The sequence below is a fragment of the Acidovorax sp. SRI_002 genome, assembly GCF_057586455.1.
Map to the genome: position 1 here is coordinate 383,318 of NZ_JBYCZW010000005.1, position 25,011 is coordinate 408,328.

Genomic DNA, 25,011 nt, shown 5'->3' on the forward strand with positions numbered 1-25,011 from the left:
GAAGACCCCTTTCTGCGGGTCTTCCCCCAAGCCCCCAGCGTGCAGGCTGCACAGCCGCTAGCATCCTGGGGTCTTTCCCATCTGGCCCCCAGCGTGCGCTGCCCCGGCCGCCCCCGTTCCGTTTTCATGACAGTCCCCCATTCCCCCCCTGCAGCACCCGATGCGGAGACCTCCAGCGTCTACGGCCACTCCGGCTTCATTTCCTTTCTGATCGCCCGCGTGGTGGCCGTGGTCGCCACCCAGGTGCAGGCCGTGGTGGTGGCCTGGCAGGTGTATGACCTCACGCGCGAGCCGCTGGCACTGGCCTATGTGGGTCTGGCGCAGTTTCTGCCCATGCTGGCCCTGCTGCTGCCAGCAGGCGATCTGATCGACCGCTTTGACCGCAGGCGCATCCTGGCGCTGGCCTGGTCGGTGGGCGGCGTGTGCAGTGCCCTGCTGTGGTGGCTGGCGGGCCATGGGGCCAGCGGCGTGGCGGGCATTTATGCGGTGCTGGTGCTGTATGGCTGCGCACGTGCTTTTTCGGGGCCAGCCATGCAAAGCCTGCTGCCGCAGATCGTGCCGCGCGGGCAGCTCGCGCAGGCCATTGCCGCCAACAGCATGCTGATGCGCGTCGCCAGCATCGGAGGGCCGCTGCTGGGCGGGCTGCTGTATGCGCTGGGCGGTGGCGAGCTGACCTATGCAGTGTGCTGCGCGTGTTTTGTGCTGGGCGTGGCGCTGCTGCTGCGTGTGGTGGTGGCCCATGCCACGGCGCCCGGCCCCGCGCAGGGAACGATGTTCGAGCGCTTTGGCGCAGGCATCACCTTCATCCGCACCCGGCCCATCATCCTGGGCACCATCTCGCTGGACCTGTTCGCCGTGCTGCTGGGCGGCGTGGTGGCCCTGCTGCCCATCTACGCGCAAGAGGTGCTGCATGTGGGCCCGGCGGGCCTGGGCGCGCTGCGCAGCGCCATGGCCGTGGGCGAGGTGGGTGCGGGGCTGTACCTGAGCATGCGGCCCTTCAACCGCCATGTGGGCCGCACCATGTTCATTGCGGTAGCGGTGTTTGGCGTGGCCAACCTGGTGTTTGCGCTCTCACACTGGTTCTGGCTGTCGTTTGCGGCGCTGACGGTGGCGGGCGCGGCCGACATGGTGAGCGTGTACATCCGGGGCGCGCTGGTGCAGTTCTCCACGCCAGACACCATGCGCGGACGGGTGAACGCGGTGAACATGCTGTTCATCGGCTCGTCCAACGAGCTGGGCGAGTTCCGCGCGGGCACCAGCGCCGCCTGGCTGGGCGTGGTGCCCGCCGCCGTGGTGGGCGGGCTGTGCACGCTGGGCGTGGTGGGTGGCTGGATGCTGGCGTTCAAGACACTGCGCACGGTGGACCGTTTCGAGGAAGCTGCGCAGGCCAGCAGCTGAGCGGTTCAGAGGTTCAGCGACGGCGCGTCAGCCCGTGTAAACAAGCTCCGGGGCGTTTGTGTCGCGCAGGTAAAACCCGCGCGGCAGGCTTGCACGGCGCGTTGGGGCGGAGCACCATGCGCCCACTGCCTGCCCCCAAGCGCACTCCATGAACGCTCCTTCCGCCCCTCACCACGGCCCTCTTCAACGCCGCACCGTGCTCGCAGGCCTGCTGGGCATGGCTGCCACCGCCCCGCTGGGCCTGGCCCGCGCCGCCACCCCGGCGGGTACCGCTGGCTGGGCCAGTGCCGACGAAGCCACGCAAACCCGCCTGCTGGACCGCGTGACCTGGGGCAACACCGCCCAGGGCGCACAGGTGCTGCCACCGCAAGGGGTTGCCGCCTACCTGGCCGCGCAGCTGCGCCCCCCGCCCGCCACGCTGCCGCGCGCGGCCCAGGCGCAGATCGACGCCATGGCCATCACCCGCACGCCCCTGCCCGAGCTGGCCGCGCGCATGGAGGCGCAGCACCAGGCCGCCAAGGCCCAGCCCACCGAAGACGGCCGCAAGGCCGCGCTCAAGGCCTGGCAGCAGGACATGCGCACGCTGCAGCAAGAGGCGGCCGAGCGTTTTGTGCTGCGCGCGCTGTATTCGCACACCCAGCTGCGCGAGAAGATGACTTGGTTCTGGATGAACCACTTCAGCGTGTTTGCGGGCAAAGGCAACCTGCGTGTGCTGGTGGGCGACTACGAGGAACGGGCCATCCGCCCCCATGCCCTGGGCCGCTTTCGCGACCTGCTGGGTGCCACGGTGCGCCACCCGGCCATGCTGCACTACCTGGACAACGCCCGCAACGCAGCGGGCCGCATCAACGAAAACTACGCGCGCGAGCTGATGGAGCTGCACACGCTGGGCGTGGACGGCGGCTACAGCGAGCAGGACGTGCAGGAGCTGGCACGCGTGCTGACCGGTGTGGGCATTGCGCGCCAGCCAGACAGCGACGAGCCCCCGCGCATGAAGCCCGCGCTGCGCCGCCACTACGTGCGCGATGGCCTGTTCGAGTTCAACCCCCAGCGGCATGACTGGGAACCCAAGACCCTGCTGGGCCAGCCCCTGCGCGCCGAAGGCCTGGCCGAGGTGGACGAGGCGTTGGACCGCCTGGCACGCGCACCGGCCACCGCACGCTTCATCACCCGCAAGATCGCGCTCTTCCTGGTGGGCGACAAACCACCGCCTGCGCTGCTGCAGACGCTGGCCCGCACGTTCGAGCGCACCGATGGCGAAATCGCCGCCGTGCTGGAGGCACTGTTCAGCGCGCCGGAATTTCGGGCATCGCTGGGCCAGCGCTTTCGCGACCCGGTGCACTATGTGCTGGCCAGCCTGCGCCTGGCCCATGGCGACGCGGTGCTGCCCGGCGCCGAGCCCGCACTGGGCTGGCTGCAGCGCCTGGCCGAGCCCCTGTATGGCCGCGCCACGCCCGACGGCTACCCGCTGGACGCGGCGGCATGGGCAGGCTCAGGGCAGATGTCCACGCGCTTCGAGATCGCCCGCGCCATCGGGGCCGGTGTGGCCACCGCCCCCATGCCCACCCCGCGCGAGAAGGAGATGAGGATGGCCGAACAGTCGGCATCACAGCGCACGCCCCCACCGCTGGCGCAGAGTGCCTACGTGCGCGCCCTGCAGCCCGCCTGGTCGGCCGCCACGCGCAATGCGCTGGCGCAGGCAACATCACCGCGTGAGTGGAACCTGTTGTTCCTTGCCTCCCCCGAGTTCATGCACGGCTAGAGCAACATGGAGTACATCCCCCTGAGTCGCTTTGCGCCTTCCCCCTTCTCTCGAATTGCTCCGCAATTCGGGAAGGGGGACGCAGCCCGTGCGGCGGGGCGGCCCTTGCACGGCTGCCCTGGCTTAGGCCGCGCAAGCTCATGCGCAGCAGTCGATGGTGTGCGCGAGCGCGAATGAAAGGACAAGCCCATGCTGCACAGACGACACCTTCTTCAAGCCCTGGGCGCCAGCGCCCTCGGCGTGCACAGCGCCAGCGCGATGGCCGCCCCCGGCGCGCAGGACGTGCGTTTTCTGCTCGTGTTCTTGCGCGGTGGTTATGACTGCGCCAGCCTGCTGGTGCCCACAGCCAGCAGCTACTACTACGAGACACGGCCCAACATCGCCATTGCCCGTCCGGGGCAGGACGGCGGCGCGCTGCCGCTCACGCCCGACTGGGGCCTGCACCCCGCGCTGGCCGAATCGATGCTGCCGCTGTACCAGCAGCGCCAGCTGGCCTTTGTGCCCTTTGCGGGCACCGACGACCTCTCGCGCAGCCACTTCGACACGCAAGACAGCATGGAGCTGGGCCAGCCCGTGGGCGGGCGGCGCGACTACCGCTCAGGTTTCTTGAACCGGCTGGTGGCCGAGCTGAACCCGCGCACCGGCAACACCCCAGCCACGGCCGCGCTGCAGCCCATGGCTTTCACCAGCACCCTGCCCCTGGTGCTGCGCGGCGCAGTGGATGTGCCCAACACGCTGCTGAGCGCGGCGGCGGGCCGCAGCGGCGTGGATGCGCGGCAGGCGCAGCTCATCGAATCCATGTACCGGGGCACGCCACTGGCCACACCCGTGGCCGAAGGTTTTGCCACGCGCGAAGAAGTGGCGCGCACCATGCAGGGCGAGATGGAAGCCGCCAGCCGCAATGCGCTGAGCACCAAGGGTTTTGAAGGCACGGCGCGGCGCATGGCAAAGCTGATGCAGACGCGCTACCAACTGGGCTTTGTGGACGTAGGCGGCTGGGACACCCATGTGGCACAGGGTGCGGCCACGGGCGCGCTGGCCAACCGGTTTGAAGAGCTGGGCCGGGGCCTTGCGGGTTTTGCCGACGAGATGGGCCCAGCATGGAAGAGCACCGTGGTCCTGGTGGTCAGCGAGTTTGGCCGCACCTTCCGCGAGAACGGCAACCGGGGCACCGACCACGGCCACGGCACCGTGTTCTGGGTGCTGGGCGGCGGTGTGGGCGGCGGGCGCATTGTGGGCGAGCAGCAGGCGCTGACGGCCACCACCTTGTTCCAGAACCGCGACTACCCCGTGCTCAACGACTACCGCGCCGTGCTGGGCGGGCTGTTTGCGCGCATGTACGGACTGAACGCAGCCGCCGTGGCGCGGGTGTTTCCAGGGACCAAGGGGGCGGACTTGCGGCTGGTGTAGCTTGCGCCGATTGCTATAAATTTAATAGCTATCAGCGCTTATCCATCGCGCGCAAAGGCCGATTTTTATTCAGAACCAGTCCCTGCTTCAGGCGTTGAAGGTGCCACTGAGCAGCTCGGGCAGGCGCTCCACCTTCATCTTGAAGCCGCAGGCCTGGGCATGCCCGCCGCCGCCCATGCTTTCGGCCAGCGCGATGCAGTCAAAGTTGCGCTGCGCACGCAGCCCCACCTTCACGCCTTTTTCGCCAGCGCTCCATATCAGCGCAAAGGTGCCGGTCTTGGCCGAGAGGATGTCGCCCACCAGGCTGTGGAACATGCCGGGCGCATTCACCATCAGCCCGGTGATGCCGTTGAACACCAGCGGCTGCGCGCCTTCGGCAATGTCGGCGCAGAGCTTGCGGTACTTCTGGTCCATGGCCTCACCGCGCACCATGAACTGTTGGAGCTGCTCGGGCGTGAAGGCCGCGATCTCGCGCCAGCGCGCAAAGCCCTGTTCTTCCATGTCGAGGGCCGACAAGAACGCGGCGCTCTCGGCAAACTCCCACTTCCAGATGTCGCGGTCTTCCACGTACTTGAGCAGCTCAGGGATAGGCTCGTGCGGGTGAAAGAACTCCCACGCCAGGCGCGCGCCCGACTTGCTCATGTCGAAGTGCACCACACCGCAGCGGCAGGCAAAGCCAGTGAGTTTTTCGGCGGCGCTCTTGTGGTGGTCCAGCATCACCAGCTTGGCGGCACGCTCGTCGATGGCAGCCATCACCTCGGCGGCAAAAGAAAAGTCGAGGATGTAAACCGCACGGCCTTGCAGGGGCGGCAGGTCGTCCACAGACTTGACATCGCCGTGGTCGAGCCCCACGTATTCAGCACTGTCGCCGTAGTACAGCCATGCGGCCAGCGCCGCGCCAAAGCCGTCGGGGCAATTGCGCCCGTGGTACAGGATCAGCGGCTTGGGATCGTTCTTGTCGGGGGCAACCAGCAGTTGCAGGGGGAGTATGGTTTTCTTCGTCATGGCCCCCGATTGTCGCCGGGGCGGTACACCACGCGAACGCAAAGTGCGCAGCCCGCCCGCGCGCGCTGCGGGAACCAACCCATCCACCGCGCCTCCACCCCATTTGCCCCGCACACCGAAAAGCACCCGATGTTCCGAACCCTCAAAGACCTGTTTGACAGCTTCACGCAGCCCTCCACCACCCAGTCGCCCGCCGCGCGCGCCCACGCCGTGCAACTGGCAGCCGCCGTGCTGCTGGTGGAGGTGGTGCGGTTTGATGCCGCCATGGACGACGCCGAGCGTTCCACCATGGTGACCGCCCTGCGCAGCAAATTTGCGCTGAGCGATGATGAGCTGGAGCGCTTGCTGGAGCTGGCCGTAACCACATCGAAGACCGCCTACGACTACCAGCGATTTACCAGCAGCCTCAACGATCACTTCACGCAGGACCAGAAGATTCAGCTCGTGGAGGCAATGTGGCAGGTGGCGTATGCCGACGCCCACATAGATGCCAACGAGAACCACACCATCAGCAAGGTGGCCGGGCTGTTGCATGTGACGCATGGCGAGTACATCGCGGCCAAGATGCGGGCAAAGGAAGGAAGCCCACTCTGAGTCGCATTCGGCCCTTCCCCCCGAGTGGGACGCCGCCCGGGCGGCGAGGCGGCCGCTGGCCTGGACTGCGCGGGCTCTACGGATGCGCGTGTGCTCGGCGTCTACACCGGCAGCCAGCGCCACCAGAACGGTTTGCGCTCTTCCTTCGCGCCCCGGGCCTGCAGCAGCGCAATGAACTCGCTGCGCTGATGGCGCCGGGCCGCCTGCAGCGGTGTCATGTCGTCAAAGTCAGACTTGAGCTGCGGATCAGCACCGTGGGCCAGCAGGTAGTGCGCGATCTCGCTGTGGCCATGGATCAGGCTGGCCACCAGCGGTGTGCACAAAATTTCGGGGTGCTGGTAGTTGGGGTTGACGCCCGCGCTGATGTGGTGGCGCACCAGTGCCAGGTCGCCCGCCACGGCGGCGGCGTACATGTCTTTCCAGTCTCCAGCGGACATGGGGTCTCCTTGTATTGTTTTTCGGTTTTACGAGGAGCGCAGCGCGGGCCGATGCACATGCCTCCAGACCAGGGGCTCCATGGCAAACCGTCAGCATTCTGGCACGCCCTGGCGCGTGGCTGGTAGCGCAAAGAACTACGGCACCAGGCCCAGCTGCTACACCGCTGCCACTGCCTTTTCGCGTTCGGCGGTGGACAGCACACGCACCGCCACCACAGGCGCGCCAGTGGCCGTGAAGAATGGTGTGCGGCGGTAGCTACCGGTGAATCGCGCCGCCGCAATGCGGGGCATGAAGCCCAGCAGCGCCTTCAGTTGGCTCCAGCGCATGCGGGGCGGCGTGCCCTTGGCGCTGGAGGTTTCCAGGTGCATCTGCACCGGCCCAAACGCGGGCGCAAGCGGCTCGCCGCCCGCGCGCAGGCACAGGTGGACCAGCCCCACATAGGGCATGCGCCAGTCGCGCCCCGTATTGGCCAAGGGGGTATTGCAGCAGCGCGCATACCAGCGCAGCAATCCCGCCTCGGACAGCGACAGGCAGGCCAGCTGGTCGGTGCCGCGGGTGAAAGACACGTTGCGGGCATGCGTGCCCACCACCTCGGTGCCGGCCAGAGGGTTCAGCACCGCGTCGGGCTGCCCCAGATGGTGGGCATAGGCCTGGCAGTCCCGGCAATAACAGATGGCGTGGATGGCGGAGCGCGTGTCGGCCACTTCGCCGACGACCTTGGCACACTGGCATTGAAAGCGATGGATCATGAAGCCCCCTCTGATGGACCGGGAGCTTATCGCCCCTGCTGCCAGAGTTTGTCAGCAGTGTGCAGGCGATGCGGGCGCCCTGCCCTCCGCCGTGTAGTAAAAACGATGCCCCCCGATAAGCCCCAGCCCCCAGCATCGGCCATACCGTCGTGCGGTTGGGCCTCCGTCCGTAATTTCTCGCGTCATTTTTTCTCTCTTCTTCCATGCCCCCTCTGCACATCCTCTGGCGCGACGAGCACTTGGTGGCCGTCTACAAGCCTGCGGGCTGGCTGGTGCACCGCACGGGGCTGGACGCGGGCGAGACGCGGTTTGTGATGCAGACCCTGCGCGACCAGCTGGGCCAGCATGTGTTCCCCGTGCACCGGCTCGACAAGGGCACCTGCGGCGTGCTCGTGATGGCGCTGCACAGCGATGCGGCGCGGGCACTGTCACAGGCCTTCGAGCACGGCGCCACGCACAAGCGCTACCTGGCCCTGGTGCGCGGCTGGGCGCCCGAGGCCATCGAGGTGGACCACGCCTTGAAGCCCGACGATGCCCCGGCCGATGCGGCCGTCCAGGACGCCCACACCCGCTTTCGGCGCCTGGCGCAGCTCACGCTGCCCGAGGCCAGTGATGCGCGTTTTGCCACCACCCGCGCCTCGCTGGTCGAAGCCATCCCCACCACCGGGCGGCGCCACCAGATACGCCGCCACCTCAAACACCTGGCACACCCCATCCTTGGCGACGCGACACACGGCAAAGGCCCCCTCAACCGCTGGTGGGCCGAGCGGCTGGGGCAGCAAAGGCTGTGGCTGCATGCATGGCAGTTGACGGTGCCACACCCCGTGTCGGGCGCTGTGATGACGTTTGACAGCGGGCTGCCATGGCCATGGCCGGGGCCTGCGGGCTGGGGCCCCGGGCACGACACGGCAGAGATCGCCAACGCCAGCCCCGTCTCCGATTGGCAGCGGCTGTTTGCACGCTTGCCGTGGGAAGAGACGCAAGGCACGCCCACTGCACCGTAACCCGGGCGACACGACGACAGCGCACCCGTCGAAATAATGGGCACTCCAAAAATCAGGAGACTCCGCCCATGACCGCACCCGCCACCAACCGCGTCCTCGCCCACACGGGCGCGCGCTACCCCATCATCCAGGCGCCCATGGGCTGGATCGCGCGCACGCAGCTGGCATCGGCAGTGTCCCGCGCGGGCGGGCTTGGCATCATCGAGACATCGTCGGGCGAGACGGCCAACTGCCAGGCCGAGATCACCAAGATGAGCGCACTGGGCCTGCCGTTTGGCGTGAATCTGCCCATCCGCTTTTTGAAGGACGACGCCATGCTGCGCTTTGTGTGCGCGTCGGGCGTGAAGTTTGTGACCACCTCGGCGGGCAGCCCGGCCAAGTTCATTGCGCCCCTCAAGGATGCGGGCATCACCGTGTACCACGCGGTGCCCACGGTGGACGCGGCGCTCAAATGCGTGGACGCAGGCATCGACGGCCTGGTGGTCGAAGGTGGTGAAGGCGGCGGTTTCAAGAACCCCGAAGAAGTCTCCACCCTGGTGCTGCTGCAAGCCATCCGCGCGCGGGTGGATGTGCCGCTGGTGGCCGCAGGCGGCATCTGCGACGGGCGTGGCATGGCAGCGGCCTTTGCGCTGGGGGCTGAGGCGGTACAGATGGGCACACGGTTTGTGAGCTGCGCCGAGAGCCCCGTGCACGCCAACTACAAGAACGCCATCATTGATGCGGGCGTGACCGGCACCTGGATGCTCAACACCAAGGCCAGCCCTTGCATCCGCGCGCTCAAGTCCCAGCGCACCCAGGCCATCCATGAGGCAGGCCTCATGCCCGCCGACAGCTTTGCGGGCATCCAGCGCGTGTACTTTGACGGCGACATGGAGGCCGCACCGGCCCTCGCGGGCCAGACCGCCGGGCTCATCGATTCCGTCAAGACCGCGCAGCAGATCATTGACGACACAGTGCAGGAGTTCTTTGCGATCAGCCAACGCGTGGGCGCCATGGCTGCAGCGCGGTCATTTGGCTGATCGCCATCGCAGCGCAGGGGTAGGGCCAGGGCTCTACGCCGCCTTTGCGCCCAGCGCACGCATGCGCGCCTTCCACTTGGCAATCCCATCGTCGCCCAGTTGCTCCACGCTGCCCACCAGCGTCTCATGCACCGGCGCAATGCCCACAAAGCCCAGGATATTGCGCTCCAGCGACTTCACGCTGTGCGCGCGGAAGTACCAGCGGTAGACCAGCGCTGGCATCCCCATGGTGACGACCACCCGCGCACTGCGCCCTATGAGCCCCTTGCGGCCAAAGGGGTTGCTGCCTTCGGTATTGAAGGCAAACCCGGGTCGTGCCACCTGCTCCAGAAAACCCTTGAGCAGGGCTGGCATGTCGCCCAGCCACAGCGGAAAGAACAGCACGATGTGCTGCGCCCAGCCGATGTCCGCCTGAGCAGGCTTGAGCGATGCGGGCAGCAGGCCCAGCTCCCACTCGTGCTGGCTGCGCAGCAGCGCAAAGTCGATGGCAGCCACCTCGATCTCGCGCACCTCGTGGCCGGCCGCGATGGCCCCTTGCGCATAGGCCTGCGCCAGCGCGTGGCACAGGTGGGGCGCACTCGCGTCCGGGTGGCCCTGTATCAGAAGAATGCGTTGGGGCGTCATGGCAAAAACTCCTCGCGGCGCCAGGCCCGCCGGTGATGGCGGCCGCTGCAGGCACCAAGGCAAATCGTGACACGCGCAACCCCGGGGTGCAAGCGCCGAGCAGATGGCGCCACCCGCAGGGACGGGTTGGGAAGGCACGGGAGGAACGTGGCCATGGGCGGCAACCGCCAGACGCTTCACTTTTGATAGCTACCAGCGCTTTACCATCAAGCGCCAGGTGCCAATTTCTATCAAAACCTGGCGCCCACACCCCGCCAAGCGGTCGTTGGCGTGCGTCGGCAGTGTCCTACCCCCGCGCTCGCCCGCCACCGGTAGACGCTGCCGCGTAGGAGCAGCACAGTCGCAGGGCAGCACTGTTGCTGCGCCCCCTCCTCCGCTGGACTCCCCGCCATGCCACCACACGCGTACCGCTCTCAGAGCACACCGCCCTCCCTCGTCACAACGCCGGTCACCGGGTGCAAGGACCATGGCCATGGCTGACCTCTGGCAGGAGATCGCCAGCACGGTGGCCTCGGAATTCTCGGACGTGCCCGATGCGACACAGGCCACGCGCATCGTGGTGCGCCTGGCCATGGCAGCGCTGCTGGGCGGGCTGCTGGGTTGGGAACGCGAACACGCGGGCAAAGCCGCCGGCGTGCGCACGCACATGCTGGTGGCCATGGGCGCGGCCCTGTTCGTGCTGGTCGCGCAGCAGGCCGGCATTGAAGCGGCAGACAACAGCCGCGTGCTGCAGGGCATCATCGCGGGCGTGGGGTTTCTGGGCGCAGGCACCATCCTCAAGGGCGATGCCGAAAGCCAGGTCAAGGGCCTGACCACAGCCGCTGGCATCTGGCTCACGGCCGCCATCGGCGTGGCCGCCGGGCTGGGCCGCGAAGCCACGGCGGTGCTGAGCACGGTGCTCGCGCTGGTGGTGCTGTGGGCCATTCCGATGCTGCACGACAAGGTGAGCCGCAACGCAGCCAGCCACAAGTCGGACTGAGCCGAGCCGAGGCAGCCCGCTGGCGCGGGCTGCGCTACACTTTTTGGCCCACCGACCCCCTGGCTGCGGCGCAGGCCCACGCGCCGCAGGCAGCCACCTCTCGTTACCCCATGCACAGTCTTCCAGCGCAGCACCGCTGCCTTGGCGGCACAGCTCCTGCGCCGTTTGCCACCCTGCCACCCGCCACAGCCTGCAGCCTTCCTGTGGCGGTACAACCATGACGCGGACGAGCGACACCGAGGCTCAGCCTGCGGCATCTGCAGCCGCGACCACAACTGCGACTGCGACGGCCACCACAGCGCAGGCGGCAGCCTCGGGCAACCTGCGCGGCATCGTCGCGATGGTCGCGGCGGTGGGGTGTTTTTCGCTGATGGACGCCCTGCTCAAGACCCTGTCGGCCAGCTACCCCGCCATGCAGGTGGCGGCGCTGCGCGGCTGGGCTGCGTTGCCGCTGGTGGCGCTGTATGTGCTGTGGCGCGGCGAGGTGCGGGGCTTGCTCAAGGTGCGCTGGCCGCTGCACCTGCTGCGTGGCGTGCTCAACGTGACCATGCTGGGCCTGTTCACCTACGCACTCAAGGAGCTGGGCCTGGCCGAGGCCTACACGCTGTTTTTCATCGCCCCGTTGCTGATCACGGCGCTGTCCACCGTGGTGCTGGGCGAGAAGGTGCGCGCCGCCCACTGGGTGGCGATCGTGCTGGGCATGGTGGGCGTGGTGGTGGCCCTGCGGCCCAGCCAGGACGCATTTTTCACGCTGGGCGCGCTGGCGGTGCTGGGCGCAGCGTGTGGATACGCCGTGTCGGCCATCACGGGGCGCGTGCTCAGCCGCACAGACTCCAGCGCCAGCCTGGTCTTCTGGACCACCGCCTTGCTGGCGCTGGGCGCGGGCACGCTGGCCTGGCCGGGCTGGGTGGGCGTGGACGCTGCACACTGGCCGCTGGTGGCGGGCCTGGCGGTCACGGGGTTTCTGGGGCAGCTGGCGATCACCGAGGCGTTCCGGCACGGGCAGGCGTCGGTGGTGGCACCGTTTGAATACACGGCCCTGGCCTGGGGCATGGGGCTCGACTGGGTGCTGTGGCAGGCCGTGCCGGGGGTTTCCACATTGCTGGGCGGCGCGATCATCATCGGCAGCGGGTTGTATCTGGTGCGGCAGGAGCGGACGCAGGCGGTGGTGCCTCCATGAGGAGGAGTCCCCCCTGAGTCGCTGCGCGCCTTCCCCCCAGGGGGACGACGCCCTCGCTGCGGGGCGGCCCTTGCTTGGCGTCCCTCGCCTGGGCCGCGCCAGTTTCAAGGGCTACGGGTGGCGGCCACGGCCCGCGCGGTGGCACGGCATGGTCTTACACCCCGGTACGCGTGCGCGCAGTGCAATGGAAGCTCCATCACATCGGCACCACCAAAAAGGAATTCACCATGACCCAGCACGCCACCATTGCAGGCCACGTTACCTACACCCCGGGTGACGGAGCGCCGTTGACCATTCCGAAAGGCCCCGTGGAGCTGGCGCCTTCCAAAGACAGCACCACCTTGAGCTGGACCGCAGACAACGATGCCGTGGGCTCCGCCGCGATCCCGAAGGACCAGTTCAACCAGTATGTGCGCGAGGGAAAAATCCGCCTCCAGAACTGAGCGATCCGCATCGGATACTATGAAACTGATAGCGGCCAGCGCTTTATGATCAAGCGCCAGAGCCCTATTTCATGCGATATTCACGATGCAAGCCGAAGACATCCTTCATTTCTGGTTCGAAGAACTCACCCCCGCCCAGCACTTTGCACAAGAGGACGCCATCGACGCGATGATCCGTGTCCGCTTCGGTGCCACCTGGCAGGCAGCGCGGCAGTGCGAGTTGTGGAACTGGCGCGGCACGCCCCAAGGCCGCCTGGCAGAGATCCTGGTGCTGGACCAGTTCTCGCGCAACATCCACCGGGGCTCGCCGCTTGCGTTTGCGCAAGACGCCCAGGCGCTGGCCCTGGCGCAGGAGCTGGTGGCCGGGCAGCACGACAAGGCACTGGCCCCCACCGAACGCGCCTTTGCCTACATGCCCTACATGCACAGCGAATCCGCCGCCATCCACGCCCTGGCGATGGTGCTCTTTGACCAGCCGGGGCTGGAAAACAACCTGAAGTTCGAGGTGGCGCACCGCGACATCATTGCGCGCTTCGGGCGCTACCCGCACCGCAACGCCGTGCTGGGGCGCACGTCCACGGCGCAGGAGCTGGCCTTCCTCGCGCAGCCCGGCTCGTCCTTCTGAGCTTGCCGGACCTTGCCGGTCAGATCGGCCGGGTCAGGTACACCGCCTCGCGGCCCACGATGGGCTCGCGCGTGGGCATCATCACCGTGCAGTCGTCGCACAGCGCGCGGATCTCGTGCGGACCATCGGTGGCGATGAGTTCGCCCTGGGCAAACAGCTCAAAGCCCTGCACAGGCCGTGTGAAGCGGAAGTCCGGCGTGCGCACCATGCAGGTCTCCAGCAGCTCATAGCGGCGCTGCGGGCCTGGCGCTGGGCGGTTGGCAGCAGCTTCGACCAGCCCGAAATGCGCCAGAAAATCCAGCGCCACGGCCGTGGCCACGTCGGCCGCCGACTGGCGGAAATGCTGGCCACACTCCACCACCAAAGCCACCCCATCGCTCTCAGCCAGCCCATGGCGGCCGTGCTGGATGAGCGGCGTGCCCGAGCCCAGCCCGCTGGGCATCACCAGGTGCACGGGCGGGCGGCCGATGGCCAGCGCCACCTGGGCATTGCGCGGATAAGCGGGGTACACCCAGAAAGGCTGCACGTCCTGGCTGGTGGAGTGGATGTCCAGGATGTGGTCGGCCGCAGCCACCACCGGGCGCAGCACCCGTGCGCGGTCCAGCTCCGGGCTTGCGGCCGTGCCGTCCAGCTCACCGGCGGACCAGATGCGGTTGAGGTTGTGCACCAGCTGGCGGCTTTCAAACGGACGGGTCGGATCAAACGATGCATACGCCGCCACGTTGGCAAAGCTGATGGTCAGCGTGCCAATCCGCGGGCGCACGCCCGTGTCCAGCAGGTGCGTGGCCGCCACCATGCCGCAGATCTCGTTGCCATGCGTGAGCGCATTGATGAGCACGTGGGGGCCTGGCTGGCCCGATTCAAAACGGTGCACGTAGTCGATGCCCACATTGCCCTGGCGGTAGGCAGACAGGTCGCGGGGAAGGACTTCGAAAACGGGAGAGTTTTGTGTCATGGCGGGCAATTAATAAGACAACACATCATTCTCCGCGCAAAGCAAAAACCACATGGCGCGCGGTGTACGATGCCCCGCCCGTTGTTCCACCGCCCCGCCGCACCATGCCCACTGCCCGACTTTGCCCGCTGGCCGATGTGGCCGCCCGACTGCCCGCCGACAGCTGGATCGCCCAGCGCCTTGCAGAGGACCCGGATGCGCTGGCCACGGAAACCGTGCTCTGCATCACCGGCGATGTGCTGGTGCCCGAGCTGCACCTGGATGCGCCCCTGGCCAGCGGCAGCCCGCTGCGGGCGCTGCTGCAGGACGGCAACAACACCAACCAAGCTCCCACGGGCCAGCCCTTTCTGATCCTGATCGAAGGGCATCTGCAGATTGACGGCGCGCTCACCTGCGACGACACCGATGGCGCCACGCACCTGGTCGTACTGGGCGACGCGCGCATGCACAACGCCGTGGTGGGCGGCCAGCTGCTTTATGTGCAGGGCGCGCTGCAAGTGGCCGACCTGCTGTGGGGCGACTACAACCACGGCGGGCTCACCGTGCGTGGCGGGCTCACGGCGCGGGTGGCACTGTTCACGGATGAATACCCCGTAGACATCACCGGGCCCGAACAGGTGGAGTTCCTCATGGACGAGGTGCGCGGCGTGCCGCACCGGGCGGAGTTCTCCAGCGAAATCGTAGGCATCGTGTTCCCGCCTGAGTTCCATGACGGCATCGACGATGGCGAAAGCGGCGTCAGCTACGTGCTGGACCGCGCCCGCGTGGTGGCCGCCGTGCGCGCGGGCGACAACGCCACGCGCAGCAGCGCCGAGATCCACGCGCTGATGCCCCTGGAGGCCGAGCTGTTCGCCGATGAGGCCATCAGCGTGCGCAACATCCTGGCCGCCGTGCACACGCCCGTGATCGGCCCCAAGGAGCACACGGCCACCGGGTGGTTTCAGCAGACTGATTTTTCGCTGTGCCAGCGGCATGTGGACGCCGATGGCGACCAGCGCGATGACAACGTGTTCATCACCGTCTGGAAGACCTGGGACTTTTACCTGTCGGTGGCGCAGGTGCCCGAACGCCAGGGGCTGCTGGCGCGCCTGGCCGCCGCCGTGCGGGGCCACAAGGTGCCCACCACCGCGCAGCTCACGCTGGTGTACCGCGCCTATAGCGAAGGCGAGCCCGGCGAATGGCTGCCCCTGGCACCCGACACCGCCCCCGAAGCCTGGCAGGCCTGCACGCTGGCCTGGCGCGGCGTCTTGGACTACCTGAGCAAGGCCGTGGGCCAGCACCGCGCCCGCTACCCGCTGTACCAGCGCCTGGTGACCGAGCTGACCGCAGAGCGCATCGAAGAATTTACCTCCCTGCCTGTGTTCACCGAGCGCTACAACGACTGGTGGGACAGCGACAAGAACGGCTGGTGGGAAGGCGACGTGTGGGTGGGTGCGCGCCAGCCCTGCATGCACGAAGGCGAGCCTTGGGGCCGCGCCCTCAAGCTCAGCTGGGAAAACGGCGACGAAGCCCCCGGCGACGAAGACGACAACGCCCACAGCGCCTACCAGATCAACGTGGAAGCCGCGCTGGACGGGCCAGCCGTGGTGGAGTTCACCTATGCGCAGCGCCAGAGCGATGCCCGCGCCACCCTGCCCCGCAGCGCCGCCGACCACATAACGCGGCTGCTGCGTTTTTACGGCGCGGTCCAATTGCGCGTACGCGATCAGCACGAACAGGAGCAGGCCCGCAAAGCCGAGGCGCGGCGCATCGAAGCCGCCGTGCACCTGCTGGCCACGCCCCCGCTGGCGCCCGACCTGCCCGATGCAGCGGTCTTCCCTGTCGAGCTGATGACGCTGTCCGACCAATGGCAGGCCGATGGGCAAAGCTATGTGGCCGCCATCCGCGCGCACCAGCTCGCACTGGATTCGGCCGAGGTGCAGAAAGGCAACGGCGATACCGAAGAAGAACAAGAAGAAGAAAACGAAGACAGCGACCTGCCCTCCGACCCGCGCAAGGCGGCCGCAGCCACCGTGCTGCAGCTGGCCCGCGTGGTCAACACCCACGCCGACGAAGACCTGGCCGACCGCTTTCGCCAGCGCTTTGCATTTGCCCCCGACGCCTTCGTGCGGCACGCCGCCGATGCGGGCCGCTTCATCGGCCCGGTGTTCGCGCTGGACGACGGCCGCGTGCTGGCGCGCATCGGCGCCCCCTACGACAACATGGCGCACTGGGTGGCCTTGCAGGGCCTGCGGCACATCCCCTTGCCCGCACTGCGCGGCCTCGGCCGCTCGCCCAACCGGCGCTGCTTTGCGCAAAGCGACGGCCAGCATGTCACCACGCACGATGGTTTTGACGGCCCCATCATCGCCCGCTTTGCACTGCCCCAGGGCAACGAAGCACTGCCAGCTCAGGTGGTGGTATCGCCCGGCCCCCTGGGCCAGCTCTGCGACGAGCTGATCCCCTTCAACGATGGCCAGCGTGTGCTGCTGCGCAACCCCACGGGCGTCTATCTGTTGCACGCCGAGGGTGCCGAGGAAGCCAGCAGCCCCGTGCAGCGCATCCACCCGCAAACCTTTGACGAAGACGGCCCCTACACCTGGCCCAAGAACCAGCAGGACGAATCGGTGAACGGCGCCGAGGTCACGATGCTGGCGCTCGACATGCTGCACATGGCCCTGTCACCGGACGAGCGCTACATCGCCGTGGGCGACCAGGACAGCGTGCACATCCTGCTGAACGCCCGAGGCCAGGTGGTGCGCCGCTACGAGCCCCTGTCGTCCTACCCGCACCACACCACCTTCTCACACGACGGCACGCAGCTGTTTGCCAACTCCTGCCACTTCTACGGGGGCTGCACGCTGGCCGCGCCAGTGAGTGCAGCGTTGCCAGACCTCGCGGCAGACAGTGGAGAAGAAGCAACGCACGAAGCCCCGGCCATCAACACCCAGTGGCGCGTGTATGCATCTGCCACCCTGCCGGGCATGGTGGTGCTGGGCGATGCCAATGGCTACCTGCACGCCATCAGCGACGACGGGCGCCCGCTGTGGCGCCACCACATCGGCAGCACCATCAGTGCCATGGACATGTCGCCCGACGGCAGCACCCTGTGGGCCGCCAGCTACGGCGGCTACCTGGTGCGCCTGGAGCGCGTGGAGACGGGGATGGACCCGTATTCCATCGGCACATCGCCGTATGCGGAGGTGCGGCGGTGGATCTTCTGGAGCGATGAAACCGGGCCGTTGCGGTGGTAGGCGATGTGACCGTACTCGTCGGAAGTTAACGCTGCCTTGGGCGTGGCCATTGAACGTGGACTAGGTCGGAGATGCACCGGACTCCCACCCTCCCCCCAGTGCTTTGAAGATGGCCACTGCCGCGCGGGCAGATTCCGTCTGCGCCTGTACACGCGCATCGGCAGCCCGGAGCAAGGTCTCATCGGCGTGCAAGACTTCGATCAAGCTGACAACGCCTTTTTGGTAGGCCGAGAACGACGCTGCGCGAGCGCGACCCAGCGAATCGACACCGGCCTTCAACACCAAAACTTGCTCCTGGCGCCTGGAAAACGCGGAGAGCGAGTTTTCCACATCTTCCGTGGCCCGCAGCGCCGCCAATCGGTAGGCGGCCAGCATCTCTGCCTCCTGGCCCTTGGCCTGCTCTATCTGCGCATTGATGCGCGCGAAGTCGAAAAGACGCCAGCGCAGCCCGAGCACGCCTGTGGCCTGGCTGGCGCCGCCCGAGAACAGGCTGCCGCTGGACACAGACGTTGCACTCCCCACCAGGCCGCTGAGAGAGAGTTTGGGGTAGTACTCGGAGATGGCGGCGCCAATGCGCGCATTGGATGCAGCCAAGCGGCGCTCCGCAGCGATGAGGTCCGGCCTGCGCCTGAGCAGCTCGCTCGGCGAGCCCGTCGCAATTCCTTGGGGAGTTGCCGGAATGCCGCCCGGCGCGGTCAGTTCTGCGCGGTGGGTGCCCGGGGGAGTTCCCAGGATGACATCCATGGCGTTCATTACCGTGTCCAAGGAAGCGTCCAGCACCGGGATCGCTGCTTGCGCCTGCGAGAGCGCCCCCTCCGCCTGGCTCACCTGGAGCTCTGCCGCAAGACCCTTACTGTGCAGCAGCCTGACGTTGGACAGCAGGTCGTGTTGCGTCTGCACCTGCTGGCGGGCCACGTCTCGGCGGGCCTGCAGGCCGCGAATCGTGATGTAGATATCTGCGGTCTGTGCCGCCACGGCCAATCGGGTGGCAACAGCACCAGCCTCCGAAGACTGGTATTCGGCGGTGGCCGCCTCCCGCCCCCGGCGCAGGCCGCCGAACACATCCAGCTCCCAGCTTGCGCCCAGGTTTGCCTCGTAAGCGCTGCCATACCGGTCAAAACCCGGCGTCGAACTCAAGACCTGTCCCAAGGGTGTTTGCGTGGACTGATAGGCCCGCGCAGCCTGGCCCGACACGGCTGCGGACGGCAACAGTGCGGCGTCGGCCGCGCCCAGCCCCGCACGCGCCTGGGCGACCCGTGCAGCGGCTTGCGCCAGATCGAGGTTTTGCGCCAGCGCGAGCGACACGAATCGCGTGAGTTGAGGATCGCCAAACGCAGACCACCAGGAGGCCAGTTCGGCGGCGGCCTTCTCTGGCTGTTGATTGCTGCCGGGCTGATCCTGGTAGTGCCCAGGCAGGGAAATCTCGGGCCGGACATAGTCCGGCCCCACGGCGCAGCCGGCGGAGAGGCTGACCACAAGAAGGGCGGCGAGTGTGCGTTTGGGCAGCATGGTTTTTTCGGTCATGGTTCAATTGAATTGTGACCATAATACCAAATAGTCACTCGTTGTCTAGTCACCAAGACTGGCGTAAGCTTTGCCCATGACCAAAACAAGCCATCCCACCGCCGCAGGCCGGGGCCCTGCGGACCACGAGGTGCGAAACCAGATCGTGACCGCCGCCACCGAGCACTTCAGCCGCTACGGCTACGAAAAAACCACCGTGTCCGACCTGGCCAAGGAGATCGGTTTTTCCAAAGCCTATATCTACAAGTTCTTCGAATCCAAGCAGGCCATCGGCGAGATGATTTGCGCCAACTGCCTGAGCGATATCGAGAGCGAGGTCCGGGCGGCCGTGACCCAGGCCGATCGGCCACCCGAGAAGCTGCGGCGCATGTTCAAAGCCATTGTGGAGTCGAGCCTGCGTCTCTTTTTCCAGGACAGAAAGCTCTACGAGATCGCCACCTCTGCGGCAACCGAACGCTGGCAGTCCACCATCGTGTACGAGGAGCGCCTGCAGGCGCTGTTGCGGGATGTTTTGCAGGAAGGCCGGCAGACCGGCGACTTCGAGCGCAAGACGCCGCTGGATGAAACCACTGCAGCCATCCACCTGGTGATGCGCCCCTACCTCAATCCGCTGATCCTGCAGCACAGCCTGGACTACGCCAACGAGGCGCCCACCCAGTTGTCCAGCTTGGTCCTGCGCAGCCTGTCCCCATGAGCGAAAGTTTATTTGTGACTATTGACTAATTTGGTCACAAGAATCACAATGAAAGTCCCGATCCATCTGCACAAGGGACTTTCATGCTTCGGCCTCGCCTCGCCACTCTGTTTCTCATTTCTGCCTTGCCGTTGGCGCTGGTCGCCTGCGGCGAAAAGGCTTCTTCCGATCCACGCACCGAAGCGCCGCTGGTGCGCGCAGCCATTGTTCAAGAGGCCGCAGCTGCCTCCAGGGCGTTCACGGGTACCGTAGCGGCCCGGGTGCAGAGCGACCTGGGCTTTCGTGTCTCGGGCAAGGTGCTGGAACGGCTAGTGGATGCGGGGCAGACCGTCAAACGCGGGCAGCTGCTCATGCGCATCGATGCGGTCGATCTGAAACTGGCCGCCCATGCGCAGCAAGAGGCCGTGGCCGCTGCGAGTGCGCGTGCTCGCCAGACGGCGGACGATGAAGCACGGTACCGCGACCTGCGCGGCACAGGCGCTATCTCCGCTGCGGCCTATGACCAGGTGAAGGCGGCTGCAGACGCAGCCCAGGCGCAGCTCAGTGCGGCCGAAGCCCAGGCGGATGTATCCCGCAATGCAAGCCGTTATGCCGAACTGGTGGCAGACGGCGACGGCGTCGTCGTGGAAACGCTGGCCGAACCCGGACAGGTGGTGAGCGCCGGGCAACCGGTAGTCCGCCTGGCCCATGCAGGCCGACGCGAAGCGCTCGTGCAGCTGCCGGAGACTTTGCGCCCCGCCATAGGGTCGCAGGCACAAGCCACCTTGTTTGGCAAGGAGGAGGCCGCCGTCTCGGCCAAGCTGCGACAGCTTTCCAGCTCGGCAGACCGGGTGACGCGCACCTTCGAGGCCCGCTATGTGCTCGAAGGGGATTTGGCCAACGCGCCCCTGGGCACCACGGTGGTGGTTCGCATTCCGGACGAAAAGTCCTCTGCGGCGGCGGGCCTGCAGGTGCCCATCGGCGCCTTGTTCGATGCGGGCAAGGGCCCAGGAGTTTGGGTGCTTCGCGGTGAACCGGCCAAGGTTGCCTGGCAGCCGGTGGCCGTCCAGCGCCTGGACGATGCAGGCGCCTACGTGACGGGCCACATCAAGCCCGGGGAGCGAATCGTCGCACTGGGTGCGCACCTGTTGCGCGAAGGCGAGCAGGTCCGGCTGGCAGATCTTGCCGCAGCTGCTCCGAAGGAAGGAGCACGTCCGTGAGCGAAGGCCGTTTCAACCTGTCGGCGCTCGCAGTGCGCGAGCGCGCCATCACCCTCTTCCTGATCTTCCTGATCTCTGCAGCAGGCATTCTCGCGTTTGCCAAACTCGGGCGCGCCGAAGACCCGCCTTTCACCATCAAGCAGATGACGATCGTTACGGCGTGGCCTGGCGCCACGGCCCAGGAGATGCAGGATCAGGTTGCAGAACCCCTGGAAAAGCGCATGCAGGAATTGCGCTGGTACGACCGCACAGAAACCTTCACCCGCCCCGGCCTGGCTTTCACCATGGTGTCGCTGCTGGACAGCGCACCGCCGTCGCAAGTGCAGGAGGAGTTCTACCAGGCTCGCAAGAAGATCAGCGACGAGGCGAGGAAACTGCCTGCTGGCGTCATCGGCCCTATGGTCAACGACGAATATGCAGACGTGACCTTTGCGCTCTTCGCCCTCAAGGCCAAGGGTGAACCCCAAAGACAGTTGGTCCGCGACGCGGAAGTGTTGCGCCAGCAACTGCTGCATGTGGCGGGCGTCAAGAAAGTCAACATCATTGGGGAACGACCCGAGCGGATCTACGTCTCGTTCTCCCATGATCGCCTGGCCACGCTGGGCGTGGCGCCGCAGGACATTTTTGCCGCGCTCAACAGCCAGAACGTGCTAACGCCCGCAGGCTCCATCGAAACCAAGGGACCACAGGTTTTCCTGCGTGTGGATGGCGCGTTCGACACGTTGGAGAAGATCCGGCAGACCCCGATCATCGCGCAGGGGCGGACGCTGAAGCTGTCGGATGTGGCGACTATCGAGCGCGGCTATGAAGACCCCGCAACCTTCCTGGTGCGCAACGGCGGCGAGCCAGCCCTGCTGCTGGGCGTCGTGATGCGCGACGACTGGAACGGGCTCGATCTGGGCAAAGCGCTGGAGGCCGAGGTCACCAAGATCAATGCAGAACTCCCCATGGGCATGACGCTGACCAAGGTGACCGACCAGGCCGTCAACATCAGCTCGGCAGTGGACGAGTTCATGGTCAAGTTTTTCGTCGCCCTGCTCGTCGTGATGGTGGTCTGCTTTGTCAGCATGGGCTGGCGTGTGGGCATCGTCGTGGCAGCCGCCGTGCCGTTGACGCTGGCGGCGGTGTTCGTGATCATGGCCGCCTCTGGCAAGAACTTTGACCGGATCACGCTGGGCTCACTCATCCTGGCCCTGGGCCTGCTGGTGGACGACGCCATCATTGCCATTGAAATGATGGTGGTGAAGATGGAAGAAGGCTACAGCCGTGTGGCGGCCTCGGCCTACGCCTGGAGCCATACGGCAGCCCCCATGCTTTCGGGCACCCTGGTCACAGCCATTGGCTTCATGCCGAATGGTTTCGCACGCTCCACGGCGGGTGAATACACCAGCAACATGTTCTGGATCGTAGGCATTGCATTGATTGCGTCGTGGGTGGTGGCGGTGGTTTTTACGCCTTACCTGGGCGTCAAGCTGTTGCCTGACCTCAAAACGGTCGAAGGCGGACACGACGCCATTTACGACACACCGCGCAACAACCAGTTCCGTCAGCTGCTTGGCCGCGTCATTGCGCGCAAATGGATTGTTGCAGCCTCCGTCGTCATCCTGTTTGTGGTGTCGGTGCTGGGGATGGCGCTGGTCAAGAAGCAGTTCTTCCCCACGTCCGACCGGCCGGAAGTGCTGGTCGAGGTGCAGATGCCCTATGGCACGTCCATCGAACAAACCAGCGCTGCGACGGCCAAGGTGGAGGCTTGGCTGGCCAAGCAGGAGGAGGCCAAGGTCGTGACCGCCTACATCGGTCAGGGCGCCCCGCGCTTTTTCCTGGCCATGTCGCCCGAGCTGCCGGACCCGTCGTTCGCCAAGATCGTGGTGCTCACCGGCAATGACAAGGAACGGGAAGAGCTCAAATTCAGACTGCGCCATGCGGTGGCAGATGGCCTGGCGCCCGAGGCACGGGTGCGTGTCACGCAAATCGTGTTTGGCCCGCCTTCGCCCTTCCCGGTGGCATACCGCGTCATGGGGCCCGATCTGGACAAGCTGCGCGAGATTTCCGCCGAGGTCGAGTCGGTCCTGCAGGCCAGCCCGATGATGCGCACCGTCAACACGGACTGGGGCCCGCGTGTTCCGACCTTGCATTTCACACTCGACCAGGACCGCCTCAGTGCCGTGGGACTCAGCTCCAGCTCCGTGGCGCTGCAGCTGCAGTTCCTGCTGAGCGGAGCCCCGTTGACGGAGGTGCGCGAGGATATCCGCTCGGTGCAAGTGATGGGCCGGGCCGCCGGCGATGTCCGTCTCGACCCTGCGAAGATTTCGGGCCTGTCGCTGGTGGGATCGAGCGGGCAGCGCATTCCGCTGTCGCAGGTGGGCAAGGTCGATGTGCGCATGGAAGATCCCATCCTGCGTCGGCGTGACCGCACGCCGACGATCACGGTGCGTGGCGACATTGCCGAAGGTTTGCAGCCTCCGGACGTATCCACGGCCATCACCCAGCAACTGAAGCCCCTCATGGACAAGCTGCCTGGCGGCTACCGCATCGTGGAAGCAGGCTCTATCGAGGAAGCCGGCAAGGCGACGGTCGCCATGCTGCCAATCTTCCCGATCATGCTGGCAGCCACCCTGCTCATCATCATCCTGCAGGTTCGCTCCATCTCAGGGATGGTCATGGTCTTCCTGACCAGCCCGCTGGGCCTGATCGGCGTGGTGCCGACACTGCTGTTGTTTCAACAGCCCTTTGGCATCAATGCGCTGGTTGGCCTGATCGCCTTGTCCGGCATTCTGATGCGCAACACGCTCATCCTGATCGGGCAGATCCGCGAAAACGAAGACGCCGGACTGGACCCCTTCCGCGCCGTGGTGGAAGCCACCGTGCAACGTGCCCGCCCGGTGATCCTCACCGCCCTGGCCGCGATCCTGGCGTTCATCCCGCTGACGCACTCCGTGTTCTGGGGAACGTTGGCCTACACCTTGATCGGCGGCACGCTGGCCGGCACGGTACTGACGCTCGTTTTCCTGCCCGCGATGTATTCGATCTGGTTCGGCATCCGGCCCGTTCGCTCAGCCCCCGCATCCATCTGATTCCCCTTGCGAATCTCACTATCAAAGGAACTGCCATGTCGAAATCCAAAGTTGTCGTTGTTACCGGCGTGTCCTCCGGCATCGGTCGTGCTGCCGCCATGAAGTTTGCCGAACAGGGCTGCCGGGTCTTCGGCACAGTGCGCAACACCGCCAAAGCGCACGCCATTCCCAACGTGACGCTCGTTGAGATGGACATCCGCGACGAAATGTCCGTTGAAAGCGGCATCCAGACCATCATCGCGCAAGCCCAACGCATCGACGTGCTGGTCAACAGCGCGGGGGTGACGCTGCTGGGCGCTGCGGAAGAAACATCTGTGGAGGAGGCTCAGAAGCTGTTTGACACGAACCTCTTCGGCGTCTTGCGCGTGATCAAGGCAGTGTTGCCGCACATGCGCGGGCAGCGCTCTGGCCGCATCGTCAATGTGAGTTCGGTGCTCGGATTTTTGCCCGCGCCCTACATGGCTCTCTATTCGGCGTCCAAGCACGCCGTTGAAGGGCTGACTGAAACGCTGGACCACGAAGTGCGCCAATTCGGTATCCGCGTCTCGCTGGTCGAGCCCTCCTTCACCAAGACCAACCTGGATCTGAACGCGCCCCAAACGGTGGCCCGGATTGCTGACTACAGCAAGGAGCTGGACGTCGTATCGCAAGCGATCCAGAGCAACGTGCAGAAGGCGCCCCCGCCCCAGGGCGTGGCCGACACCATCGTCCGTGCCGCGCTGGGGACTTGGAAAATGCGCCACACACCCAAGGGTGAAGCGTCGATGCTGGCCAAACTGCGCCGCTTCATGCCCGCAGGCCCTGTCGGGAAGGGCTTGCGCAAGTCATTCGGGCTTGCGTGACGGCTCATGCCGATACCCCATACAACCACCGCAGTTCCCGCCCCCGCAAGGGCGGCCGCAGATGGAGTACCGAATTACGCAACGGGAGACAAGCATGAATGACGATCAAAAGGCATTGGTCTGGGCCCTTCAGCAGTCGGAAGCGGCTCAACGCATGCGTGATGGCGGTGGCGGGCCTGGGCACGCGCGGGCGGAGCAGATTGAGGGGATGAATGGACAGGACCTTCAGGAATCCATGCGTCCCTTTCGTCGGCGGGCGC

The 25,011-nt window shown here is 66.4% G+C and carries 21 protein-coding genes; 15 read left to right on the top strand and 6 right to left on the bottom strand.

Annotation, left to right across the window (positions count from 1 at the left end):
• The first annotated feature begins 126 nt into the window (after positions 1–126).
• The 3 genes from AC2YJX_RS16090 (at position 127) to AC2YJX_RS16100 (ending at position 4,570) form a co-directional block, all read left to right on the top strand.
• Entirely contained in the window at positions 127–1,398 is a 1,272-nt protein-coding gene (locus AC2YJX_RS16090) for an MFS transporter (protein WP_487256626.1), read from the top strand.
• A gap of 148 nt (positions 1,399–1,546) precedes the next feature.
• The gene (locus AC2YJX_RS16095; RefSeq protein ID WP_487256627.1) at positions 1,547–3,160 is read left to right on the top strand and encodes a DUF1800 domain-containing protein; all 1,614 of its coding nucleotides are present in this window, start codon (positions 1,547–1,549) and stop codon (positions 3,158–3,160) included.
• A 189-nt stretch (positions 3,161–3,349) separates the two neighbouring features.
• The gene (locus AC2YJX_RS16100; RefSeq protein WP_487256628.1) at positions 3,350–4,570 is read left to right on the top strand and encodes a DUF1501 domain-containing protein; all 1,221 of its coding nucleotides are present in this window, start codon (positions 3,350–3,352) and stop codon (positions 4,568–4,570) included.
• An 87-nt stretch (positions 4,571–4,657) separates the two neighbouring features.
• On the opposite strand, the gene AC2YJX_RS16105 is transcribed toward AC2YJX_RS16100, so the two are convergent.
• Positions 4,658–5,575 (bottom strand): DHH family phosphoesterase, encoded by a 918-nt coding sequence (locus tag AC2YJX_RS16105; protein ID WP_487256629.1) that lies wholly within the window; start codon positions 5,573–5,575, stop codon positions 4,658–4,660.
• Positions 5,576–5,704: 129 nt separating this feature from the next.
• Here AC2YJX_RS16105 and AC2YJX_RS16110 point away from each other — a divergent pair, with 129 nt between their 5' ends.
• On the top strand, positions 5,705–6,169 hold the full coding sequence (locus AC2YJX_RS16110) for a tellurite resistance TerB family protein (RefSeq protein ID WP_121419499.1): 465 nt from the start codon (positions 5,705–5,707) through the stop codon (positions 6,167–6,169).
• A gap of 101 nt (positions 6,170–6,270) precedes the next feature.
• On the opposite strand, the gene AC2YJX_RS16115 is transcribed toward AC2YJX_RS16110, so the two are convergent.
• Together AC2YJX_RS16115 and AC2YJX_RS16120 are read right to left on the bottom strand one after the other, a co-directional pair.
• A complete protein-coding gene (locus AC2YJX_RS16115) occupies positions 6,271–6,606 on the bottom strand; it encodes an ankyrin repeat domain-containing protein (protein ID WP_121507037.1) in 336 nt (111 codons plus the stop codon).
• 156 nt (positions 6,607–6,762) lie between these two features.
• Positions 6,763–7,356 carry a DUF6151 family protein gene (locus AC2YJX_RS16120; RefSeq protein ID WP_487256630.1) on the bottom strand — a complete coding sequence of 198 codons (594 nt, stop codon included), beginning with the start codon at positions 7,354–7,356 and terminating at the stop codon, positions 6,763–6,765.
• Between the two features lie 203 nt (positions 7,357–7,559).
• Here AC2YJX_RS16120 and AC2YJX_RS16125 point away from each other — a divergent pair, with 203 nt between their 5' ends.
• Together AC2YJX_RS16125 and AC2YJX_RS16130 are read left to right on the top strand one after the other, a co-directional pair.
• Positions 7,560–8,360, top strand: a complete 801-nt coding sequence (locus AC2YJX_RS16125) for a pseudouridine synthase (protein WP_487256631.1) — start codon at positions 7,560–7,562, stop codon at positions 8,358–8,360.
• Between the two features lie 68 nt (positions 8,361–8,428).
• Positions 8,429–9,379: an NAD(P)H-dependent flavin oxidoreductase gene (locus AC2YJX_RS16130; RefSeq protein WP_487256632.1), complete on the top strand. Its 951-nt coding sequence runs from the start codon at positions 8,429–8,431 to the stop codon at positions 9,377–9,379.
• 33 nt (positions 9,380–9,412) lie between these two features.
• Here the strand turns inward: AC2YJX_RS16130 and AC2YJX_RS16135 are convergent, their stop codons facing one another.
• Entirely contained in the window at positions 9,413–10,003 is a 591-nt protein-coding gene (locus AC2YJX_RS16135) for an NAD(P)H-dependent oxidoreductase (RefSeq protein WP_487256633.1), read from the bottom strand.
• Between the two features lie 472 nt (positions 10,004–10,475).
• On the opposite strand from AC2YJX_RS16135, the gene AC2YJX_RS16140 reads away from it, so the two are divergent.
• The 4 genes from AC2YJX_RS16140 (at position 10,476) to AC2YJX_RS16155 (ending at position 13,230) form a co-directional block, all read left to right on the top strand.
• Complete coding sequence (locus AC2YJX_RS16140; protein WP_487256634.1) at positions 10,476–10,982, top strand: MgtC/SapB family protein; 507 nt, start codon at positions 10,476–10,478, stop codon at positions 10,980–10,982.
• Between the two features lie 217 nt (positions 10,983–11,199).
• A complete protein-coding gene (locus AC2YJX_RS16145) occupies positions 11,200–12,162 on the top strand; it encodes a DMT family transporter (protein WP_436131117.1) in 963 nt (320 codons plus the stop codon).
• Between the two features lie 227 nt (positions 12,163–12,389).
• Positions 12,390–12,605 (top strand): hypothetical protein, encoded by a 216-nt coding sequence (locus AC2YJX_RS16150; RefSeq protein ID WP_431152407.1) that lies wholly within the window; start codon positions 12,390–12,392, stop codon positions 12,603–12,605.
• An 85-nt stretch (positions 12,606–12,690) separates the two neighbouring features.
• The gene (locus AC2YJX_RS16155; protein ID WP_487256635.1) at positions 12,691–13,230 is read left to right on the top strand and encodes a DUF924 family protein; all 540 of its coding nucleotides are present in this window, start codon (positions 12,691–12,693) and stop codon (positions 13,228–13,230) included.
• A 19-nt stretch (positions 13,231–13,249) separates the two neighbouring features.
• On the opposite strand, the gene AC2YJX_RS16160 is transcribed toward AC2YJX_RS16155, so the two are convergent.
• Positions 13,250–14,185: a M14 family metallopeptidase gene (locus AC2YJX_RS16160; RefSeq protein WP_487256636.1), complete on the bottom strand. Its 936-nt coding sequence runs from the start codon at positions 14,183–14,185 to the stop codon at positions 13,250–13,252.
• Between the two features lie 104 nt (positions 14,186–14,289).
• On the opposite strand from AC2YJX_RS16160, the gene AC2YJX_RS16165 reads away from it, so the two are divergent.
• The gene (locus AC2YJX_RS16165) at positions 14,290–17,418 is read left to right on the top strand and encodes a WD40 repeat domain-containing protein (RefSeq protein ID WP_487256637.1); all 3,129 of its coding nucleotides are present in this window, start codon (positions 14,290–14,292) and stop codon (positions 17,416–17,418) included.
• 60 nt (positions 17,419–17,478) lie between these two features.
• Here the strand turns inward: AC2YJX_RS16165 and AC2YJX_RS16170 are convergent, their stop codons facing one another.
• A complete protein-coding gene (locus tag AC2YJX_RS16170; protein WP_487256728.1) occupies positions 17,479–18,927 on the bottom strand; it encodes an efflux transporter outer membrane subunit in 1,449 nt (482 codons plus the stop codon).
• A 91-nt stretch (positions 18,928–19,018) separates the two neighbouring features.
• On the opposite strand from AC2YJX_RS16170, the gene AC2YJX_RS16175 reads away from it, so the two are divergent.
• The 4 genes from AC2YJX_RS16175 to AC2YJX_RS16190 all read left to right on the top strand — a co-directional run bounded on the left by AC2YJX_RS16175 (position 19,019) and on the right by AC2YJX_RS16190 (position 24,751).
• On the top strand, positions 19,019–19,636 hold the full coding sequence (locus AC2YJX_RS16175) for a TetR/AcrR family transcriptional regulator (RefSeq protein WP_487256638.1): 618 nt from the start codon (positions 19,019–19,021) through the stop codon (positions 19,634–19,636).
• 83 nt (positions 19,637–19,719) lie between these two features.
• Positions 19,720–20,835, top strand: coding sequence for an efflux RND transporter periplasmic adaptor subunit (locus tag AC2YJX_RS16180; RefSeq protein ID WP_487256639.1), 1,116 nt, complete (start codon positions 19,720–19,722; stop codon positions 20,833–20,835).
• On the top strand, positions 20,832–23,909 hold the full coding sequence (locus AC2YJX_RS16185) for an efflux RND transporter permease subunit (protein WP_487256640.1): 3,078 nt from the start codon (positions 20,832–20,834) through the stop codon (positions 23,907–23,909). The genes AC2YJX_RS16180 and AC2YJX_RS16185 overlap by 4 nt, the downstream gene beginning before the upstream one ends.
• Positions 23,910–23,944: 35 nt before the next feature.
• Positions 23,945–24,751, top strand: coding sequence for an oxidoreductase (locus AC2YJX_RS16190; protein WP_487256641.1), 807 nt, complete (start codon positions 23,945–23,947; stop codon positions 24,749–24,751).
• The last annotated feature ends 260 nt before the right edge of the window (positions 24,752–25,011 follow it).

Bases quoted from the DNA above. Each gene is read 5' to 3' on its own strand.
- AC2YJX_RS16170 (WP_487256728.1), bottom strand. From the start codon at position 18,927: ATGCTGCCCAAACGCACACTCGCCGCCCTTCTTGTGGTCAGCCTCTCC.
- AC2YJX_RS16115 (WP_121507037.1), bottom strand. From the start codon at position 6,606: ATGTCCGCTGGAGACTGGAAAGACATGTACGCCGCCGCCGTGGCGGGC.
- AC2YJX_RS16145 (WP_436131117.1), top strand. From the start codon at position 11,200: ATGACGCGGACGAGCGACACCGAGGCTCAGCCTGCGGCATCTGCAGCC.
- AC2YJX_RS16125 (WP_487256631.1), top strand. From the start codon at position 7,560: ATGCCCCCTCTGCACATCCTCTGGCGCGACGAGCACTTGGTGGCCGTC.
- AC2YJX_RS16110 (WP_121419499.1), top strand. From the start codon at position 5,705: ATGTTCCGAACCCTCAAAGACCTGTTTGACAGCTTCACGCAGCCCTCC.
- AC2YJX_RS16150 (WP_431152407.1), top strand. From the start codon at position 12,390: ATGACCCAGCACGCCACCATTGCAGGCCACGTTACCTACACCCCGGGT.
- AC2YJX_RS16160 (WP_487256636.1), bottom strand. From the start codon at position 14,185: ATGACACAAAACTCTCCCGTTTTCGAAGTCCTTCCCCGCGACCTGTCT.
- AC2YJX_RS16105 (WP_487256629.1), bottom strand. From the start codon at position 5,575: ATGACGAAGAAAACCATACTCCCCCTGCAACTGCTGGTTGCCCCCGAC.
- AC2YJX_RS16135 (WP_487256633.1), bottom strand. From the start codon at position 10,003: ATGACGCCCCAACGCATTCTTCTGATACAGGGCCACCCGGACGCGAGT.
- AC2YJX_RS16120 (WP_487256630.1), bottom strand. From the start codon at position 7,356: ATGATCCATCGCTTTCAATGCCAGTGTGCCAAGGTCGTCGGCGAAGTG.
- AC2YJX_RS16100 (WP_487256628.1), top strand. From the start codon at position 3,350: ATGCTGCACAGACGACACCTTCTTCAAGCCCTGGGCGCCAGCGCCCTC.
- AC2YJX_RS16180 (WP_487256639.1), top strand. From the start codon at position 19,720: ATGCTTCGGCCTCGCCTCGCCACTCTGTTTCTCATTTCTGCCTTGCCG.
- AC2YJX_RS16095 (WP_487256627.1), top strand. From the start codon at position 1,547: ATGAACGCTCCTTCCGCCCCTCACCACGGCCCTCTTCAACGCCGCACC.
- AC2YJX_RS16190 (WP_487256641.1), top strand. From the start codon at position 23,945: ATGTCGAAATCCAAAGTTGTCGTTGTTACCGGCGTGTCCTCCGGCATC.
- AC2YJX_RS16155 (WP_487256635.1), top strand. From the start codon at position 12,691: ATGCAAGCCGAAGACATCCTTCATTTCTGGTTCGAAGAACTCACCCCC.
- AC2YJX_RS16130 (WP_487256632.1), top strand. From the start codon at position 8,429: ATGACCGCACCCGCCACCAACCGCGTCCTCGCCCACACGGGCGCGCGC.
- AC2YJX_RS16175 (WP_487256638.1), top strand. From the start codon at position 19,019: ATGACCAAAACAAGCCATCCCACCGCCGCAGGCCGGGGCCCTGCGGAC.
- AC2YJX_RS16140 (WP_487256634.1), top strand. From the start codon at position 10,476: ATGGCTGACCTCTGGCAGGAGATCGCCAGCACGGTGGCCTCGGAATTC.
- AC2YJX_RS16090 (WP_487256626.1), top strand. From the start codon at position 127: ATGACAGTCCCCCATTCCCCCCCTGCAGCACCCGATGCGGAGACCTCC.
- AC2YJX_RS16165 (WP_487256637.1), top strand. From the start codon at position 14,290: ATGCCCACTGCCCGACTTTGCCCGCTGGCCGATGTGGCCGCCCGACTG.